The organism is Ramlibacter rhizophilus (assembly GCF_004681965.1).
In the GTDB taxonomy this organism is placed as follows: Bacteria; Pseudomonadota; Gammaproteobacteria; order Burkholderiales; family Burkholderiaceae_C; genus Ramlibacter; species Ramlibacter rhizophilus.
The window spans coordinates 175,689-190,052 of sequence record NZ_SMLL01000003.1 but is presented as its reverse complement, the minus strand read 5'-3'; the positions used below and the strand labels follow the sequence as shown (position 1 = coordinate 190,052).

Sequence of the window (14,364 nt, the reverse complement as noted above, 5' to 3'; positions counted from 1 at the left end):
ACCGGCTTCTCGCCGGGCCACGTCGTTGGCCGGTATCCGGGCTGGCAGACCTGCCTTCGGGCGCCTTCCCGGACGCGGTCGCGTCCAGTGGCTGGGAGCCGAAGACCGAGCGGGGCTCGTCTGCTTACCGTTGCGGGGGCAGCGCAGGTTAGGCGGTCCGGGTGGACGGGACCCTCCTGCTTCCCGTTGAACTGCGAGCCGGCAAGGCCGGGAACGCGAGCACCAACGAAGGGGATTCTAAGCGGGCCGAATCACGCGGCCGAATACCGCGCGCAGCCACCCTCCCCCAGAGGGGGAGGGAGTGGCTTCGAGCACATCGGCCCTAGGGAAGAAACAACCCCTGCAGGTCGCTCAAGAAGTCGAAGCCCCTGACCGTCGGCTGCACGTGGTCCAGCGTGCGCGTGACCAAACCCTTGCGCTCGGCTTCGGCGAGCGCCGGTTCGATGGCCGACAGGGGCAGGCCCGTGCGCTCGGCGAACTCGCGCAGCGCGAAGCCCTCCTTCAGGCGCAGGGCGCCGAGCATGAATTCGAAGGGCAGGTCGGCCCGCGTGACTTCGTGCTCCTGCGTGACCGGCGTGCCCGCCAGGGCCTTGTCCATGTACAGGCGCGGCTCGCGATAGCGCACCTGCCGCAGCACGCGGTGGGGGAAGCTGAGCTTGCCGTGCGCGCCGGCGCCGATGCCCAGGTAGTCGCCGAAGCGCCAGTAGTTGAGGTTGTGCCAGCAGCGATGGCCCGGCCTGGCATAGGCGGAGACCTCGTAGCGCGCCAGGCCCGCCGCCTCAGTGACCTCGGTGATGCGGTCCAGCATGGCGTAGGCCGTGTCCTCCGGCGGCAGCACCGGCGGGTACTTGGCGAAGGCCGTGTTGGGCTCCAGCGTGAGGTGGTAGATGGACAGGTGCGGCGGCAGCAGGGCCAGGGCCTGGGTGAGGTCTTCCTCCAGCTGCGCCAGCGTCTGGCCCGGAAGGGCGTACATCAGGTCGATGTTGAAGGTGTCGAAGGCGAGCTGCGCCTCCTCGCAGGCGGCCAGGGCCTGGGCGCGGTCGTGCACGCGGCCGATGGCCTTGAGCTGCGCGTCGTCGAAGCTCTGCACGCCGACGGACAGGCGCGTCACCCCGGCGTCGCGGAAGGCGCGGAAGCGCTCCTTCTCGAAGGTGCCGGGGTTGGCCTCCAGGGTGATCTCGCAATCGGCTTCGAGCTTCAGGCGCGCGCGGATGTCGCCCAGCAGGCGGTCGATGCCCTGCGGCGAGAAGAGGCTGGGCGTTCCGCCGCCGATGAAGATGCTGTGCACGCCACGGCCCCAGACCAGCGGCAGCGAATGCTCCAGGTCGGCCACCAGGGCATCGAGGTAGCGCTGCTCGGGCAGCTCGCCCGATCTGACTTCGTGCGAGTTGAAGTCGCAGTAGGGGCACTTGCGGATGCACCAGGGCAGGTGCACGTAGAGCGACAGGGGCGGCAGCGCGCCCAGCTGCAGCGTGCCCGGACGCAGGTGGTGCGCGAGATCGCTCATGCCGCGCCCCAGCGTTCCTTCATCAGCTGCACCATCTGGCGCGCCGCCTGGCCGCGGTGGCTGTGCGCGTTCTTCACTTCCGGGGGCAGCTGCGCGAAGGTCTTGCCGAAGGCGGGGATGAACATGACCGGGTCGAAGCCGAAGCCGTGCTCGCCCATCGGCTCGCGCGTGATCTCGCCGACCGCGCGGCCCACCGCGATCAAGGGCTCCGGGTCCTCGGGGCTGCGCATCGCGACCAGCGTGCTGACCAGGGCGGCGCGGCGATTCCCGACGCCGCGCATCTGCTCAAGGAGCGCCTGCACGTTGTGATCGTCGCCCTTGGGAAGCCCGAACTGCGTGGCATAGAAGGCGGTGTCCACGCCCGGCAGGCCGCCGAAGGCGTCCACGCACAGGCCCGCGTCGTCGGCCAGCGCCGGCAGGCCGCTCTCGCGCGCGGCATGGCGTGCCTTGGCCAGCGCGTTTTCGACGAAGGTGCGGTGCGGCTCCTCGGCCTCGCCGATGCCCAGCTCGGCCTGGCAGACCAGGCGCACGCCCAGGGGCGCGAGCATGGCCTGCAGCTCGGCCAGCTTGCCGCGGTTGTTGGAGGCCAGGACGAGCTGCGGGGGCATGTCGGAAACGTTCACGCCGCGCGGCGCTCGAGCGGCTGCGCCAGGGCCCGCTGCTGCAGGCCGACGAGCTCGGCGATGCCTTTCTCGGCCAGGCGCAGGAGCTCGTCCATCTCGGCGCGCGTGAAGGCCACGCCCTCGGCCGTGCCCTGCACTTCCACGTAGTGGCCGGCGCCCGTCATGACGACGTTCATGTCGGTGTCGCAGGCCACGTCCTCGACGTATTCCAGGTCCAGCAGCGGCTGGCCCTCGACGATGCCGACGGACACCGCGGCGACCGGCCCGGTGATCGGGGAAGCCGCGAGCTTGCCGCGGGCCACGAGCAGGGAGACCGCGTCCTGCGCGGCGACGAAGGCGCCGGTGATGGCGGCCGTGCGGGTGCCGCCGTCGGCCTGCAGCACATCGCAGTCGATGGTGAGGGTGCGCTCGCCGAGCCGCTTGAGGTCGAACACGGCCCGAAGCGACCGGCCGATGAGGCGCTGGATCTCCTGCGTGCGCCCGCTCTGCTTGCCACGCGCCGCCTCGCGGTCACCCCGGGTGTGCGTGGCGCGCGGAAGCATGCCGTATTCGGCCGTGACCCAGCCCTCGCCGCTGCCCCGCTTGTGCGGCGGGACTTTCTCCTCCACCGAGGCGGTGCACAGCACGCGGGTGTCACCGAACTCGATCAGCACCGAGCCTTCCGCATGGATGGTGAAGCCGCGCGTGATGCGCACGGGACGGAGCTGGTCGGGAGAACGGTCGTGGGGGCGCATGGATGGCAATCGGGAAGAGTGGAACGCGACTGACGTCGAAGAAGGTGTGAAGGAATCGTAGCGAGCGGCCCGAAGTGACGCGGAGCATCGCAGCCGTACACGGGTACGGCGAGAAGCGCAGGCGTCAGATCGGATCGCGCAGTCGATTCATTCGCGCCTTCTTCAGGTCTTGCGGGCGGCCGAACGGCGGATGGCTTCGTTGATCTCGGCGATGGAGCGCTCGATGGCGGCGTCGTCCAGGTCGTCCACCGGAGTGTCGAGCACGCCGGACTGGATGGTGGAGGCGAACACGCCGTCGCTGATGCTGTCGGTGGAAACGCCGTGCGTGGACTCGAAAGCGTCCGGGGTCTCCCACTCGAGCGCGACGACGGTCACGTTGTCCGAATGGGCGCCCCCGCTGCGCAGCGCCGCCTCGACCAGGTCGGGCACGGCATCGGCGACGGGCTTGGCCGCGAGCTGGCGCACGATGTCCGCGTCGGAGAGGCTGCCCCACAGGCCGTCCGAGCACAGGAGCAGCTTGTCCCCCTGCTGCAGGGACACCGGCCCGGTCACGTCGTAGACGGGCTTGCTGGGCGAGCCCAGGCAGGTGAAGAGGATGTTGCGGTTGACCTGCTCCAGCCGGATGACACCGGCCGCGTGCTGCTCCAGGTAGGAGTGGTCGCGCGTTCGCGTGAGCAGCTGGCCGTCGCGCACCAGGTACAGGCGCGAGTCGCCGCAGTGCACCCAGGTGGCCGAGGACTGCTGCAGCACGGCGGCCACGAGGGTGGTGCGGGGCGTGTCGAGCATGGCGCGCTCGCTCGCATAGCGGATGATCTGCTGGTGCGCCGCCATGAGGGCCGCCGCCAGGAACTCGCCGCTGTGGCGCACGACCGGGCGCGCCTCGCGCTGGAACAGGGCCGAGACGGTCTGCAGCGCCAGCTGGGCCGCCACCTCGCCTTCGGGATGCCCGCCCATGCCGTCGGCCAGCACGAAGAGCCCGGACTCCCGCGTGTAGCAGTAGCCCATGCGGTCTTCGTTTTTCTCGCGGCCGCCCCGGCGGCTCACCTGGAAGACGGAAAACTTCATAGCCGGTCCCTGCTCATTTCTGCTGCTGCTTGGCGCCGAAACCGGTGGCCATGCGTACGGTCCGGCGCGTGTCCGAGACGATGTTGTCGAACTGCAGGCGCATCTTCTCGCCCATGGTGAGCTTGGTGTAGCGCCGCTCGCCTTCCCGGCTGAGTTCCTTCTGGAGGGCGAAGACCGACTGCGGCCGCGAGAGCGCGTCGAGCGACATGCACCACTCCACCACCTCGATGAGGTTATCCGAGTACACGCCCCGCAGCCGCGACAGGGCCAATGCCAGGCGGTCCTTCTCCAGGCGCTGCGGCGCGTCGTTGGGCGGGTAGCCCTGCATGCAGGCGTAGATGCAGGCGCCGATGGCGTAGATGTCGGTCCAGGGGCCCATGGACGAGTCGCGGCGGTACATCTCGGGCGCGGCGAAGCCGGGCGTGTACATAGGCCGGATGAAGTTGCCTTCCTTGGAGAGCACCTCGCGCGCGGCGCCGAAGTCGATCATCACGGCGCGGTTGTCGTCGGTGATGAAGATGTTGGCCGGCTTGATGTCCAGGTGCAGCATCTTGTGCTGGTGCACGATGCGCAGGCCGCGCAGGATCTCGTCGAAGAGCGAACGAATGGTGGACTCGCGGAACACCTTCTGCTTCTTCTGGTCGCGCGCCGTGATGATGAAGTCCTGCAGGGTCCCGCCCTCCAGGTAGTTCATGACCATGTAGACGGTCTCGTTCTCGCGGAAGAAGTTTAGGACGCTCACGACCGAGGCGTGCGAGATCTGCGCGAGCGCGCGCCCTTCCTCGAAGAAGCTCTTGAGGCCCAGGCGATACAGGGACAGCTTCTCCGGCACCACCTGCGGCAGCAGCTCCCCGGCGCCGCGCGAGGCGAGCGAGGAGGGAAGGTATTCCTTGACGGCCACCTGCTGGCCCTCGCTGTCCACGGCAAGGTAAACCATGCCGAAGCCACCCGCCGACAGCTTGCGCACGATTCGGTAGCCGCCGATGACGGTGTCCGGCGGCAAGGGCGCGGGTTTGACCTTTGACATAATTTGGGGCTTGGCGAGGCCGACGATGGGGCCCGTCGAACACACGTCCCAGCCCGCCCCTCGACCCGAAGAGTCTCGATGCCAGTTTACAGCATGACCGGTTACGCAAGCGCCCAGCTGAGCGGGGCGCGCGAGCCGGCCGCAGAGTCGCGCAGCCCGGCCTCCCAGGCGCGCCTTGGCGTCGAGATCCGGTCCGTCAACAGCCGCTTCCTCGACCTGTCCTTCCGCCTGTCGGAGGACCTGCGCCAGCACGAACCGGCCCTGCGCGAGCTGCTGCAGTCGCGCCTGAAGCGCGGAAAGGTCGAAGTTCGCGCGGGCGTCGAAGCCGCCGGTAACGAGGGCCTGCCGGAGCCGGGACTGCGGCAGCTGCAGCGCCTGGCGGCCCTGCAGGACATGGTCATCGGCTGGCTGCCGCAGGCCCGCCCCCTGGGCGTGGCCGACGTGCTGCGCATGGCGAGCGCCGAGGCCGGCAGCGGCGACTGGAGCCAGGAGCTGATGCAGCTTGCACGGCAGGCGCTCAAGGACCTGCTCGGTGCCCGCGAGCGCGAAGGTGCGCGGCTGGTGGAGATGTTGCGCGGACACCTCAAACAGCTGCGCGACCTGGCCGCCCAGGCCCGTCCGCTGGTGCCGCAACTGGTGGAGCAACAACGCAATCGCTTCCTCGAACGCTGGCGCGAGGCCATGAACGCCGGGCAGCAGGCCGGCGGCGCCGTGGCCCCGGAGGCCGCCCAGGACCGGGCGCTCACGGAAGCAACGGCCTTCGCCATCCGGATCGACGTCGCCGAGGAACTCACGCGCCTGGCCGCCCACCTGGACGAGATCGAACGTCTCCTGGACAAGGGCGGCGAGGTCGGCAAGCGCCTGGACTTCCTCATCCAGGAGCTGCACCGCGAGGCCAATACCCTGGGCTCCAAGTCCGCGGCGCTGGAGCTCACGCGCATTTCCGTGGACATGAAGGTGCTGGTCGAGCAGATGCGCGAGCAGGTCCAGAACATCGAATAGGAACCCTCATGGATTACCCCGGCAACCTTTTCGTCGTCGCGGCACCCAGCGGGGCCGGCAAGTCGAGTCTGGTCAAGGCGTTGATGGAGCTCGACTCCCAGGTGCAGCCTTCGGTGTCGCACACCACGCGCGCGCCGCGCGGCCAGGAAAAGCATGGGCGCGAGTACTTCTTCGTGTCGCAGCAGGAGTTCGACTCCATGGTGCTGGGCGGCGCCTTCGTCGAATGGGCGCACGTGCACGGCAATCGCTACGGCACCTCGAAGAAGGCCGTGGAGGAGCGCATCGCCAGCGGCACCGACGTGGTGCTGGAGATCGACTACCAGGGCGCGCTGCAGATCAAGCGCATCTTCACCAACGCCGTGCTGGTCTTCATCCTGCCCCCCAGCTGGGAGGAACTGCGCTCGCGCCTGGAACGCCGCGGCGAGGATTCGCCCGAGGTGATCGAGATGCGCCTGAAGAACGCCGCCGAGGAGATGGCCCAGGCCCGGGAATTCGACTTCGTTATAATCAACGAGCTTTTCGAGCGTGCGCTTTTCGACCTGAAAGCGATCGTCCACGCCCAACGCCTGAAATTCACGGCTCAGCGCCGCAGCCGGGCCGATACCTTCAAGGCCCTCAACATCATCTGAATCCCTGGAGTTGCTTGCATGGCCCGCATCACCGTCGAAGACTGCCTCGAAAAAATCCCGAACCGCTTCCAGCTGGTACTCGCCGCCACCTACCGCGCCCGCATGCTGAGCCAGGGCCACGCGCCCAAGGTCGAGAGCAAGAACAAGCCGGGCGTCACCGCGCTGCGCGAGATCGCCGACGGAAAAGTGGGGCTGGAGATGCTCAAAAAGGTTCCGGGCTGATTGATCGGCCGGTTTTCTTCCGCCTGTTTCGCAAAGGCACCGCTGCGCGGTGCCTTTTTGTTTTCATCGGCCGGGACATCCGGGGGTGCGCGATACATTTGAGGCCATGAGTGCGGTGCTCGACCCCTCCTCCTCCGGCCGGCGCAAACCCCGCAAGGAAGCTGCCGCGCCAAACCCTGCCGCGGTGAACGCCACGGCGGCCAGTTTTGCCGCGCTCACAGCCAAGCTCGACTACCTTGCCGCCGCGGAGGTCGAACAGATCCGCCAAGCCTACCGCTTCGCCGACGAGGCGCACCTGGGGCAGATCCGCGCCAACGGCGAGCCCTACATCACGCATCCCATCGCCGTGGCCGCCCAGTGCGCCGAGTGGAAGCTCGACGCCCAGGCGATCATGGCCGCCCTGCTGCACGATGCCATCGAGGACTGCGGCGTCACCAAGCCCGAGCTGATCGAGCGCTTCGGAGCGCCGGTCGCCGAACTGGTGGACGGGCTCACCAAGCTGGACAAGCTCCAGTTCGACACGCGCGAGGAGAACCAGGCCGAGTCCTTCCGCAAGATGCTGCTGGCGATGGCACGCGACGTGCGGGTCATCCTCATCAAGCTGGCCGACCGCTCGCACAACATGCGCACGCTGGACGACATGCCGCGCAGCAAGTGGGCCCGCATCTCGTCCGAGACCCTGGAGATCTACGCGCCCATCGCGCACCGCCTGGGCCTGAACCAGACCTACCGCGAGCTGCAGGAACTGGCCTTCCGCCACCTGCTGCCCTGGCGCTACGGCGTGCTGAGCAAGGCCGTGGCCAAGGCGCGCAGCCGCCGGCGCGACCTGATCCAGAAGGTGCAGCGCGACGTGGAGCAGGCCTTCGAGGCGGTGGGCATCCCCATCGGGATCGAGGGGCGGGAGAAGACGCTGTACTCCGTCTATCGCAAGATGGACGAGAAGCACCTGAGCTTCGCGCAGGTCACGGACATCTACGGCTTTCGCGTGATCGTGCCCCGGGTCATCGATTGCTACACCGCGCTGGGCGTCCTGCACCAGCTGTACAAGCCCGTGCCGGGACGGTTCAAGGACCACATCGCCATCCCGAAGCTCAACGGCTACCAGTCCCTGCACACGACGCTGGTCGGCCCCTCGGGCGTGAACGTGGAATTCCAGATGCGCACCGAGGCCATGCACGTGGTGGCCGAGTCCGGCGTGGCGGCGCACTGGCTGTACAAGGCCGAGCCGGCCGACCCCGATTCGGCCGACCGCCTCGGGACCAAGTGGCTGCAGTCCCTGCTGGACATCCAGCACGAGACGCGCGACGCGGCCGAGTTCTGGGATCACGTGAAGATCGATCTCTTCCCGGACGCGGTGTACGTCTTCACGCCGCGCAGCCAGATCATGGCCCTGCCGCGCGGCGCGACGGTGGTGGACTTTGCCTATGCGATCCACAGCAACATCGGCGACCGGACCGTGGCGGCCAAGATCAATGGTGAGCAGGTGCCGCTGCGCACCGAGCTGAAGAACGGCGATGTGGTCGAGGTCGTGACGGCCGCCGTGTCCGCGCCCAATCCGGCCTGGCTGGGCTTCGTGCGCACGGGCCGCGCGCGTTCCAAGATCCGCCACCACCTCAAGACCATGGCGCATGCGGAGTCGCGCGACCTGGGGGAGAAGCTCCTCACGCAGGCGCTGCGAGCCGAAGGCTTCGAGCGACTGCCCGCGGAGGACGAGGAGAACCAGGCGCTGTGGGACAAGCTCCTGCGCTTTACCGGCAATCGCAGCCGCGATGAGCTGCTCACCGACCTGGGGCTGGGCAAGCGCATCGCCAGCATGGTGGCCAAGCGCCTGGTCACGCTGATGGCGGAGCTGGGCGCCAAGCGCGATGCGCTTTTGATCACGCGCGAGCGCTACACCGCGCACGAGAACGTGTCGCAAGGCGCGGTGCAGCTCGATGGCAGCGAGAACGCCTCGGTGCAGTACGCCACCTGCTGCCGCCCAGTCCCGGGCGACCGCATCGTGGGCTACCTGGGCCGCGGCGAAGGCCTGGTGGTCCATGCCGAGGACTGCGGCGTGGCCCGGCGCCTGCAGAACAAGGACGCCGAACGCTTCATCGGCGTGGAATGGTCCGACGACCCCGTGCGCCCCTTCGAGGCGCACCTGCTGGTGACCGTGGTCAACGGCAAGAGCGTGCTGGCGCGGGTGGCCTCGGCCCTGGCGAGTGCCGAGGCCGACATCACCCATGTGGACATGGACGACGAACGCGCCCAGGACGCCTGCGACCTTCGCTTCGTGGTCGCCGTGCGCGACCGCGCGCACCTGGAGGCCGCGATGCGCACGCTCAGGCGCACGCCGGCCGTGCTGCACGTGAAGCGCCCGCGCCCGGGCCAATAAGGGCCGCTCAGGCCAGCGGCGCCGGGTAGGTGACGGCGAGCACCTCGATCTCCTGCACGCCCGCCGGCGTCTGCAGCCGCACCACATCCCCTTCGCGCGACTTCAGCAGGGCCCGCGCGATGGGCGCGATCCAGCTGACCTGCCCGCGGCTGCTGTCGGCCTCGTCGATGCCCAGGATGGTGATCTCGCGCTCCTGTCCGTCCGCCTGCGCATAGCGCACGCAGGCCCCGAAGAACACCTGGTCCTTGCCCTGGTGGACGCTCGGGTCGGTCACCTCGGCCAGCTCCAGGCGCTTGGTGAGGAAGCGGATGCGCCGGTCGATCTCGCGCAGGCGCTTCTTGCCGTACAGGTAGTCGCCGTTCTCGGAGCGATCGCCGTTGCTCGCAGCCCAGTGGACGATCTCCACCACCTTCGGCCGCTCCTCGTTCATCAGCTGCAGCAGCTCTCCCCGCAGGCGGGCGTAGCCTGCGGGGGTGATGTAGTTGCGCGAGCCGGCGGGAATCGGCGGTGCGGACGGTACGTCCTCGTCCTCGTCCGCGGACGCATCGGTCTCGCGCGTGAATGCCTTGCTCATCGCACGAGCATAGCCCCGCGCGTCCCGAATGCGTTCGTGGGACAGCCCCATCCTACAGCGGAGCCGGGCCGTGCCTGACAGCAGGCACGACCGTATGACCGACACAATCGTCATCCCTTCACCTCGACCTCGCGGAGCCCCTGCCGAATGGCCGAACTCACCCAAGCGACTTCCCCCGGCGTGGCAGATGGCCGCGTCATGAGCCCGGGCGCCGCTTCGGAGGCCGCGCGCTACGGCGTCCTGCGCCGGCTCGGCCCGGCGCTCAAGCACGACATGGTCGTGAACCTGCAGGCCGTCGCCATGATGAGCGAGGTGCTGGGCGCCAAGCTCGAACGCGGCGTGCCCTCGCAGACCGAGCTGCAGAACAGCATGGCCCGGATCAACCGCCTGGCCCGCGAAGCGGTGGCCAACTGCCTGAAGGTGGTCGGCTGGATCGAGCCGCCCGAGGATGAGGTGGTCGGCCTGCGCGAAGGCGTGGAGGAGAGCCTGGCGCTGGTGCGCAGCAACTTCAACTTCCGCGGCTTCAAGTTGCAGACCGAACTGCCGGCCAACGAGTTCGACGTCTCCCGCGTGCTGCTGCGCCACCTGCTGCTGGCCTCGCTCATCCACCTGACCGACCGCGCCGGCGGCCCCGGCGAGGTGAAGGTCAGCGGCGACATCAGCGGGGGCGCGGTGGTACTCACCCTGCAGTTCACGCCCGCGGCGGACAGCGAGGCCATGCCCTTCGAGGCCGCGTACCGCCAGCTCGACTGGGCCGACGTGCAGGCACTGGCCGCCATCGAGTCGGTGCAGCTGCGCCAGGAGAAGGACCGCATCGTCATGCGCCTGCCGCGCAAGGTCGCCACCTCGCCGCTGCAGATCGCGCCGCTATGAGGCGGTGGCGGTCGCCACCGGCAGGCCGGCGTTCGCGTCGATGAAGGCTTCGAGCTGCTCGATGGACACGGGGCGGCAATACAGGTAGCCCTGGAAACCGTCGCAGCCGTGGCGGGCCAGGAATTCACGCTGCGCCGGCGTCTCCACCCCTTCGGCCACCACTTCCAGGTTCAGGCTCTGCGCCAGGCCGATGATGGTGCGCGCGATGGCGGCGTCGTTCTCGTCGGTGAGCAGGTCCTTGACGAACTCGCGATCGATCTTGAGCTGGTCCAGCGGCAACCGCTTCAGGTAGGCGAGCGAGGAATAGCCGGTCCCGAAATCGTCCAGCGACAGGGCCACGCCCATGCGCTGCAGGCTGCCCATCTTCTTGACCGTGATGTCGAAGCCGTCGGCCAGCAGCGACTCGGTGAGTTCCAGCTTCAGCTTGCGCGGCGGAACGCCGGTGCGGGCGATGGCTTCCATGACCTCGTCAACGAACTCGGGGTGCCGGAACTGCCGGGCGCTCACGTTGACGGAGATGCTCAGGTGCGCGCGGTCCGGTCGCTGCGCCCAGCGGGCGAGCTGCTCGCAGGCGCGGTCCAGCACCCAGCGACCGATGACGAGGATGAGGGTGGTCTCCTCCGCCGTGGGAATGAACTGTTCCGGCGGCACGCGGCCGCGCTGGGGGTGCAGCCAGCGCAGCAGCGCCTCGGCGCCGGTCATGCGGCCCTGCGCATCGACCTGGGGCTGGTACTCCAGCAGGAACTGCCCCTCGCGCCAGGCCTGGCGCAGGTCGGCCGCGAGCGCTGCACTGGCGCTGGCCACGGCCTGCATCTGCGGATCGAAGAAGCACACCGTGTTGCGGCCGGCCCGCTTGGCCTGGTACATGGCCAGGTCCGCCTGCTTGAGCAGCTCGCTCACGCTCCAGGGCGCTTCCCCGAAGACCGTCACGCCGATGCTGCAGGTGCTGTGGTGCAGGTAGCCCGGCAGCACGTGCGGCTCGCCCAGGGCTTCGAGGACACGGTCGGCCACCGTGCGGGCCGCCGCAGCCGTGGCGCCCGCTGCGCGACCGCGGGGAGGCAGCAGGACCACGAACTCGTCGCCGCCCAGGCGCGCCACGGTGTCCTGCTCATCGACACAGGTGCGCAGCCGGTCGGCCACCTGCTGCAGCAGCAGGTCGCCCTTCTGGTGCCCCAGGGTGTCGTTGAGCACCTTGAAGTTGTCCAGGTCGATGAACATCAGCGCGCCTTCGCCCAGCGGCTCGCGCCGGGCCAGCAGCGCGTTCAGCCGGTCCAGCAGCAACTGCCGGTTGGGAAGGCGGGTGAGCGCGTCGTAGAAGGCCAGGTACTGGATCTTCTCCTCGTTGGCCTTGCGCTCGGTCACGTCGCGGCCCACCGCCACCCAGTGCGTGAGCTTGCGGCTCTTGTCCCACACGGGCGAGATGTCCAGGTCCACCCAGAAGGGTTCGCCGTCCTTGCGGTAGTTGATCAGGTCCACCCGCACCGGCCGCCACTCCTCCAGCGCCGAGCGCACCAGGTCCAGCCGGTCGCGCTGCGACTGCGGCCCCTGCAGGAAGCGCGGCGAGCGGCCCAGGACCTCGTCGCGGCCGTAGCCGGTGCGCGACTCGAATGCGTCGTTCACGAAGACGATGCGCGGTCCGGGCTCGTTGAAGGGACCGGCCTCGGTGATGATGACCAGGTCGTTCAGGCGCGCGATGCTGCCCTCCAGGAGGCGCAGCTGCTCCTGGGACTTGCGCCGGCTGGTCACGTCCCGCAGGCTCACCGCCAGCCCGCCCGAGAAGGGCTGGCCGCGCAGCTCGAGCCAGTCCATCTGCCGGGCGTCCAGTTCTTCCAGCTCCAGCGGCTTGCCGCTGTCCAGCGCCGCGCGCACCCGTTCCTCGACCCGCAGGCGTGCCGTCTTCTGGAACACGCCCCAGAGGCTGCGGCCCAGCAGGCGCGAACTGTCCTGCGCGAGCAGGCGCTGGGCGGCCTCGTTCAGGTAGGTGAAGCGCCCCTCGCGGTCCACGGTGGCGAAGGGGTCGCCCGGCTCGGCGCCCGTGCCCCACGCGGCGGCGTCGCGCAGCAGCCGGCGGCCGGGGGCGGCGCGGGGCAGCAGGTCCTGGACGGCACCTTCCACGCGAAGGACGGCGCCGCCGTCCTCACGCACGGCGTGTCCGAGCAGGCGCACCCAGGCGCGGCGGCGCGCATAGGTGACCACCTGCGCTTCCAGGTCGAACGGCTCGCCGGACTGCGCGCAGCGGCGGGCCAGGAACTCCACCGGCTCGCGCCATTCCGGCGCGAGGAACTCGAAGGCGAGGTGAGCCGGCGGTGTGTAGCCCTCGGGCGCTTCGAGCAGCTCGGCCAGGCGCTGCGACCAGCGCAGCTCACCCGTGTGCGGCACCAGGACCCACAGGCCGGCGCGGGTCGCCTGTTCGAGCAGGTCAACCAGGGAGTCACCCGGCTGCAGCCGGTGGGAAGAGGTGAAAGGTTCTGGCACGAAGAAGGTGGGCGTTCCACGCCTGCCCGACGATGTTAGCCCGCGCGGGGCACACAGGTGGGTCGGCAGCGTCCTACAGTCATTCGCGACCGCGTCCGTACGGGCTCAGCAACACCCCGGCTAGAGTGGTAACGACTTGCTTCCCTCCCCGACCCCCTCTTTTACCCCACCCGAGCGAATGGCAGCCGCCGAGCTTCATGCTTTTGTCGTCGAGGACAACTTGACGATCCGCGAGAACCTGGTGGGAACACTGGAGGAGCTGACCTGCGTGCGCGTGATCGGCACCAGCGGCACGGAAGACGAAGCCCTGGCCTGGGTGGAGGCGAACCGCGATGCCTGGGATCTGCTGATCGTGGATCTCTTCCTGCAGCAAGGCAGCGGCATGCACCTCGTGCAGAAGCTCGATACCCGCCGCAGCGGACAGAAGGTGGTGGTGTTCAGCAACTATGTGAATCCGAGCGTGCGCAAGCGCTGCGCACAACTGGGTGTCGATGCGGTGTTCGACAAGTCCACCGAGATCGACTCGCTGGTGGACTACTGCGTGCGCCAGTGCTACCTCAAGGGCGAAGGCGCCGCCGAATCATCCACGCGTACGGAACGAAACGGCTGAAAGGAAGGCGCCCACGTCCGGAAAACGAAAGGCGCCATCGAGCAGGTCAGCGCGTCCCGGTCCCAGTGCCCGCGCCGGCACCCGTGCCGCTCGGTCCCTGCGTGCCGCTGGGCATCACCGTGCCGGGTCCATAGGCACCCCGAGGCGGGGCCTTGGTCGGGTCTTCCTTCATCATCGGGCCGGCACCCATGCGGCCTTCGTCACGCCAGTTGGCGCAGCCACTCATCACGGCGGCACCCAGGGCCAGGCCCAGCACGGCGGCAATCCGCTTGGTCGATTCGCTTCGCATACGTTTCTCCTTGGAAAAGTTGAGGACGAGGTTGGTATGGACCTAGTGTGCGCACCGCCGGGGCCGGCTGTGGGTGACATGGGCTAAGCGCCGTGACCGGACGTAGCTGTGCCTTTGGCTTGAAGCAAGGCTCGACCGCAAAGAAAATGCCCCGGAGACCTTTCGGTTTCCGGGGCATGTGAGTGGCGCGGCTGGCAGGATTCGAACCCACGACCCCTTGGTTCGTAGCCAAGTACTCTATCCAACTGAGCTACAGCCGCTGAGCCCGCAAGTATAGCAGCCTTTTTTTCCGCTTCTCGCGTCCTCTGCCGCACACATTCTGGCGAGCGCAGGTTGTTGCAGGGTCGTTTCTCAAGTACA

General features: G+C 68.7%; 14 protein-coding genes, 1 tRNA gene and 1 riboswitch. Of the genes, 6 read left to right on the top strand and 9 right to left on the bottom strand.

Translation table 11 applies throughout. From position 1 onward, the window contains the following. Positions 1 to 10: 10 nt before the first annotated feature. Positions 11 to 242, bottom strand: a riboswitch (cobalamin riboswitch). 80 nt (positions 243 to 322) lie between these two features. From hemW to EZ242_RS07330, 5 genes are all read right to left on the bottom strand, one after another. Beyond that, positions 323 to 1,507 (bottom strand): radical SAM family heme chaperone HemW, encoded by a 1,185-nt coding sequence (gene hemW / locus EZ242_RS07350; RefSeq protein ID WP_135284493.1) that lies wholly within the window; start codon positions 1,505 to 1,507, stop codon positions 323 to 325. Further along, on the bottom strand, positions 1,504 to 2,115 hold the full coding sequence (gene rdgB / locus EZ242_RS07345) for an RdgB/HAM1 family non-canonical purine NTP pyrophosphatase (protein ID WP_135284492.1): 612 nt from the start codon (positions 2,113 to 2,115) through the stop codon (positions 1,504 to 1,506). The genes hemW and rdgB overlap by 4 nt, the downstream gene beginning before the upstream one ends. Before the next feature lie 11 nt (positions 2,116 to 2,126). Beyond that, on the bottom strand, positions 2,127 to 2,864 hold the full coding sequence (gene rph / locus EZ242_RS07340; RefSeq protein WP_135284491.1) for a ribonuclease PH: 738 nt from the start codon (positions 2,862 to 2,864) through the stop codon (positions 2,127 to 2,129). Positions 2,865 to 3,026: 162 nt separating this feature from the next. Further along, entirely contained in the window at positions 3,027 to 3,929 is a 903-nt protein-coding gene (locus tag EZ242_RS07335; protein ID WP_135284490.1) for a PP2C family protein-serine/threonine phosphatase, read from the bottom strand. 13 nt (positions 3,930 to 3,942) lie between these two features. Continuing rightward, on the bottom strand, positions 3,943 to 4,956 hold the full coding sequence (locus EZ242_RS07330; protein ID WP_135284489.1) for a serine/threonine protein kinase: 1,014 nt from the start codon (positions 4,954 to 4,956) through the stop codon (positions 3,943 to 3,945). Positions 4,957 to 5,034: 78 nt separating this feature from the next. Here EZ242_RS07330 and EZ242_RS07325 point away from each other — a divergent pair, with 78 nt between their 5' ends. The 4 genes from EZ242_RS07325 (at position 5,035) to EZ242_RS07310 (ending at position 9,183) form a co-directional block, all read left to right on the top strand. Next, positions 5,035 to 5,958: a YicC/YloC family endoribonuclease gene (locus EZ242_RS07325; protein WP_135284488.1), complete on the top strand. Its 924-nt coding sequence runs from the start codon at positions 5,035 to 5,037 to the stop codon at positions 5,956 to 5,958. 8 nt (positions 5,959 to 5,966) lie between these two features. Next, positions 5,967 to 6,587, top strand: coding sequence for a guanylate kinase (gene gmk, locus EZ242_RS07320; protein WP_135284487.1), 621 nt, complete (start codon positions 5,967 to 5,969; stop codon positions 6,585 to 6,587). Positions 6,588 to 6,605: 18 nt separating this feature from the next. Further along, positions 6,606 to 6,809 carry a DNA-directed RNA polymerase subunit omega gene (gene rpoZ, locus EZ242_RS07315; RefSeq protein WP_135284486.1) on the top strand — a complete coding sequence of 68 codons (204 nt, stop codon included), beginning with the start codon at positions 6,606 to 6,608 and terminating at the stop codon, positions 6,807 to 6,809. Positions 6,810 to 6,915: 106 nt separating this feature from the next. Further along, positions 6,916 to 9,183 (top strand): RelA/SpoT family protein, encoded by a 2,268-nt coding sequence (locus EZ242_RS07310; protein ID WP_135284485.1) that lies wholly within the window; start codon positions 6,916 to 6,918, stop codon positions 9,181 to 9,183. Between the two features lie 7 nt (positions 9,184 to 9,190). Here EZ242_RS07310 and greB read toward each other — a convergent pair whose 3' ends face one another. Beyond that, positions 9,191 to 9,757, bottom strand: coding sequence for a transcription elongation factor GreB (gene greB / locus EZ242_RS07305; protein WP_135284484.1), 567 nt, complete (start codon positions 9,755 to 9,757; stop codon positions 9,191 to 9,193). Positions 9,758 to 9,904: 147 nt separating this feature from the next. On the opposite strand from greB, the gene EZ242_RS07300 reads away from it, so the two are divergent. Continuing rightward, positions 9,905 to 10,630 (top strand): hypothetical protein, encoded by a 726-nt coding sequence (locus tag EZ242_RS07300; RefSeq protein WP_135284483.1) that lies wholly within the window; start codon positions 9,905 to 9,907, stop codon positions 10,628 to 10,630. On the opposite strand, the gene EZ242_RS07295 is transcribed toward EZ242_RS07300, so the two are convergent. Beyond that, on the bottom strand, positions 10,625 to 13,105 hold the full coding sequence (locus EZ242_RS07295) for an EAL domain-containing protein (protein ID WP_135284482.1): 2,481 nt from the start codon (positions 13,103 to 13,105) through the stop codon (positions 10,625 to 10,627). The two genes, EZ242_RS07300 and EZ242_RS07295, sit on opposite strands and share 6 nt — an antisense overlap. Before the next feature lie 178 nt (positions 13,106 to 13,283). Between EZ242_RS07295 and EZ242_RS07290 the strand changes: the two genes are divergently transcribed. Beyond that, positions 13,284 to 13,715: a response regulator gene (locus tag EZ242_RS07290; protein ID WP_135284481.1), complete on the top strand. Its 432-nt coding sequence runs from the start codon at positions 13,284 to 13,286 to the stop codon at positions 13,713 to 13,715. Between the two features lie 46 nt (positions 13,716 to 13,761). Here EZ242_RS07290 and EZ242_RS07285 read toward each other — a convergent pair whose 3' ends face one another. Further along, the gene (locus tag EZ242_RS07285; RefSeq protein ID WP_135284480.1) at positions 13,762 to 14,004 is read right to left on the bottom strand and encodes a hypothetical protein; all 243 of its coding nucleotides are present in this window, start codon (positions 14,002 to 14,004) and stop codon (positions 13,762 to 13,764) included. A 183-nt stretch (positions 14,005 to 14,187) separates the two neighbouring features. Continuing rightward, positions 14,188 to 14,264 (bottom strand) — tRNA-Arg (locus tag EZ242_RS07280). Positions 14,265 to 14,364: the final 100 nt, after the last annotated feature.

Bases quoted from the DNA above. Each gene is read 5' to 3' on its own strand.
- EZ242_RS07330 (WP_135284489.1), bottom strand. From the start codon at position 4,956: ATGTCAAAGGTCAAACCCGCGCCCTTGCCGCCGGACACCGTCATCGGC.
- EZ242_RS07310 (WP_135284485.1), top strand. From the start codon at position 6,916: ATGAGTGCGGTGCTCGACCCCTCCTCCTCCGGCCGGCGCAAACCCCGC.
- greB (WP_135284484.1), bottom strand. From the start codon at position 9,757: ATGAGCAAGGCATTCACGCGCGAGACCGATGCGTCCGCGGACGAGGAC.
- hemW (WP_135284493.1), bottom strand. From the start codon at position 1,507: ATGAGCGATCTCGCGCACCACCTGCGTCCGGGCACGCTGCAGCTGGGC.
- EZ242_RS07285 (WP_135284480.1), bottom strand. From the start codon at position 14,004: ATGCGAAGCGAATCGACCAAGCGGATTGCCGCCGTGCTGGGCCTGGCC.
- rdgB (WP_135284492.1), bottom strand. From the start codon at position 2,115: ATGCCCCCGCAGCTCGTCCTGGCCTCCAACAACCGCGGCAAGCTGGCC.
- gmk (WP_135284487.1), top strand. From the start codon at position 5,967: ATGGATTACCCCGGCAACCTTTTCGTCGTCGCGGCACCCAGCGGGGCC.
- EZ242_RS07335 (WP_135284490.1), bottom strand. From the start codon at position 3,929: ATGAAGTTTTCCGTCTTCCAGGTGAGCCGCCGGGGCGGCCGCGAGAAA.
- rpoZ (WP_135284486.1), top strand. From the start codon at position 6,606: ATGGCCCGCATCACCGTCGAAGACTGCCTCGAAAAAATCCCGAACCGC.
- rph (WP_135284491.1), bottom strand. From the start codon at position 2,864: ATGCGCCCCCACGACCGTTCTCCCGACCAGCTCCGTCCCGTGCGCATC.
- EZ242_RS07300 (WP_135284483.1), top strand. From the start codon at position 9,905: ATGGCCGAACTCACCCAAGCGACTTCCCCCGGCGTGGCAGATGGCCGC.
- EZ242_RS07290 (WP_135284481.1), top strand. From the start codon at position 13,284: ATGGCAGCCGCCGAGCTTCATGCTTTTGTCGTCGAGGACAACTTGACG.
- EZ242_RS07325 (WP_135284488.1), top strand. From the start codon at position 5,035: ATGCCAGTTTACAGCATGACCGGTTACGCAAGCGCCCAGCTGAGCGGG.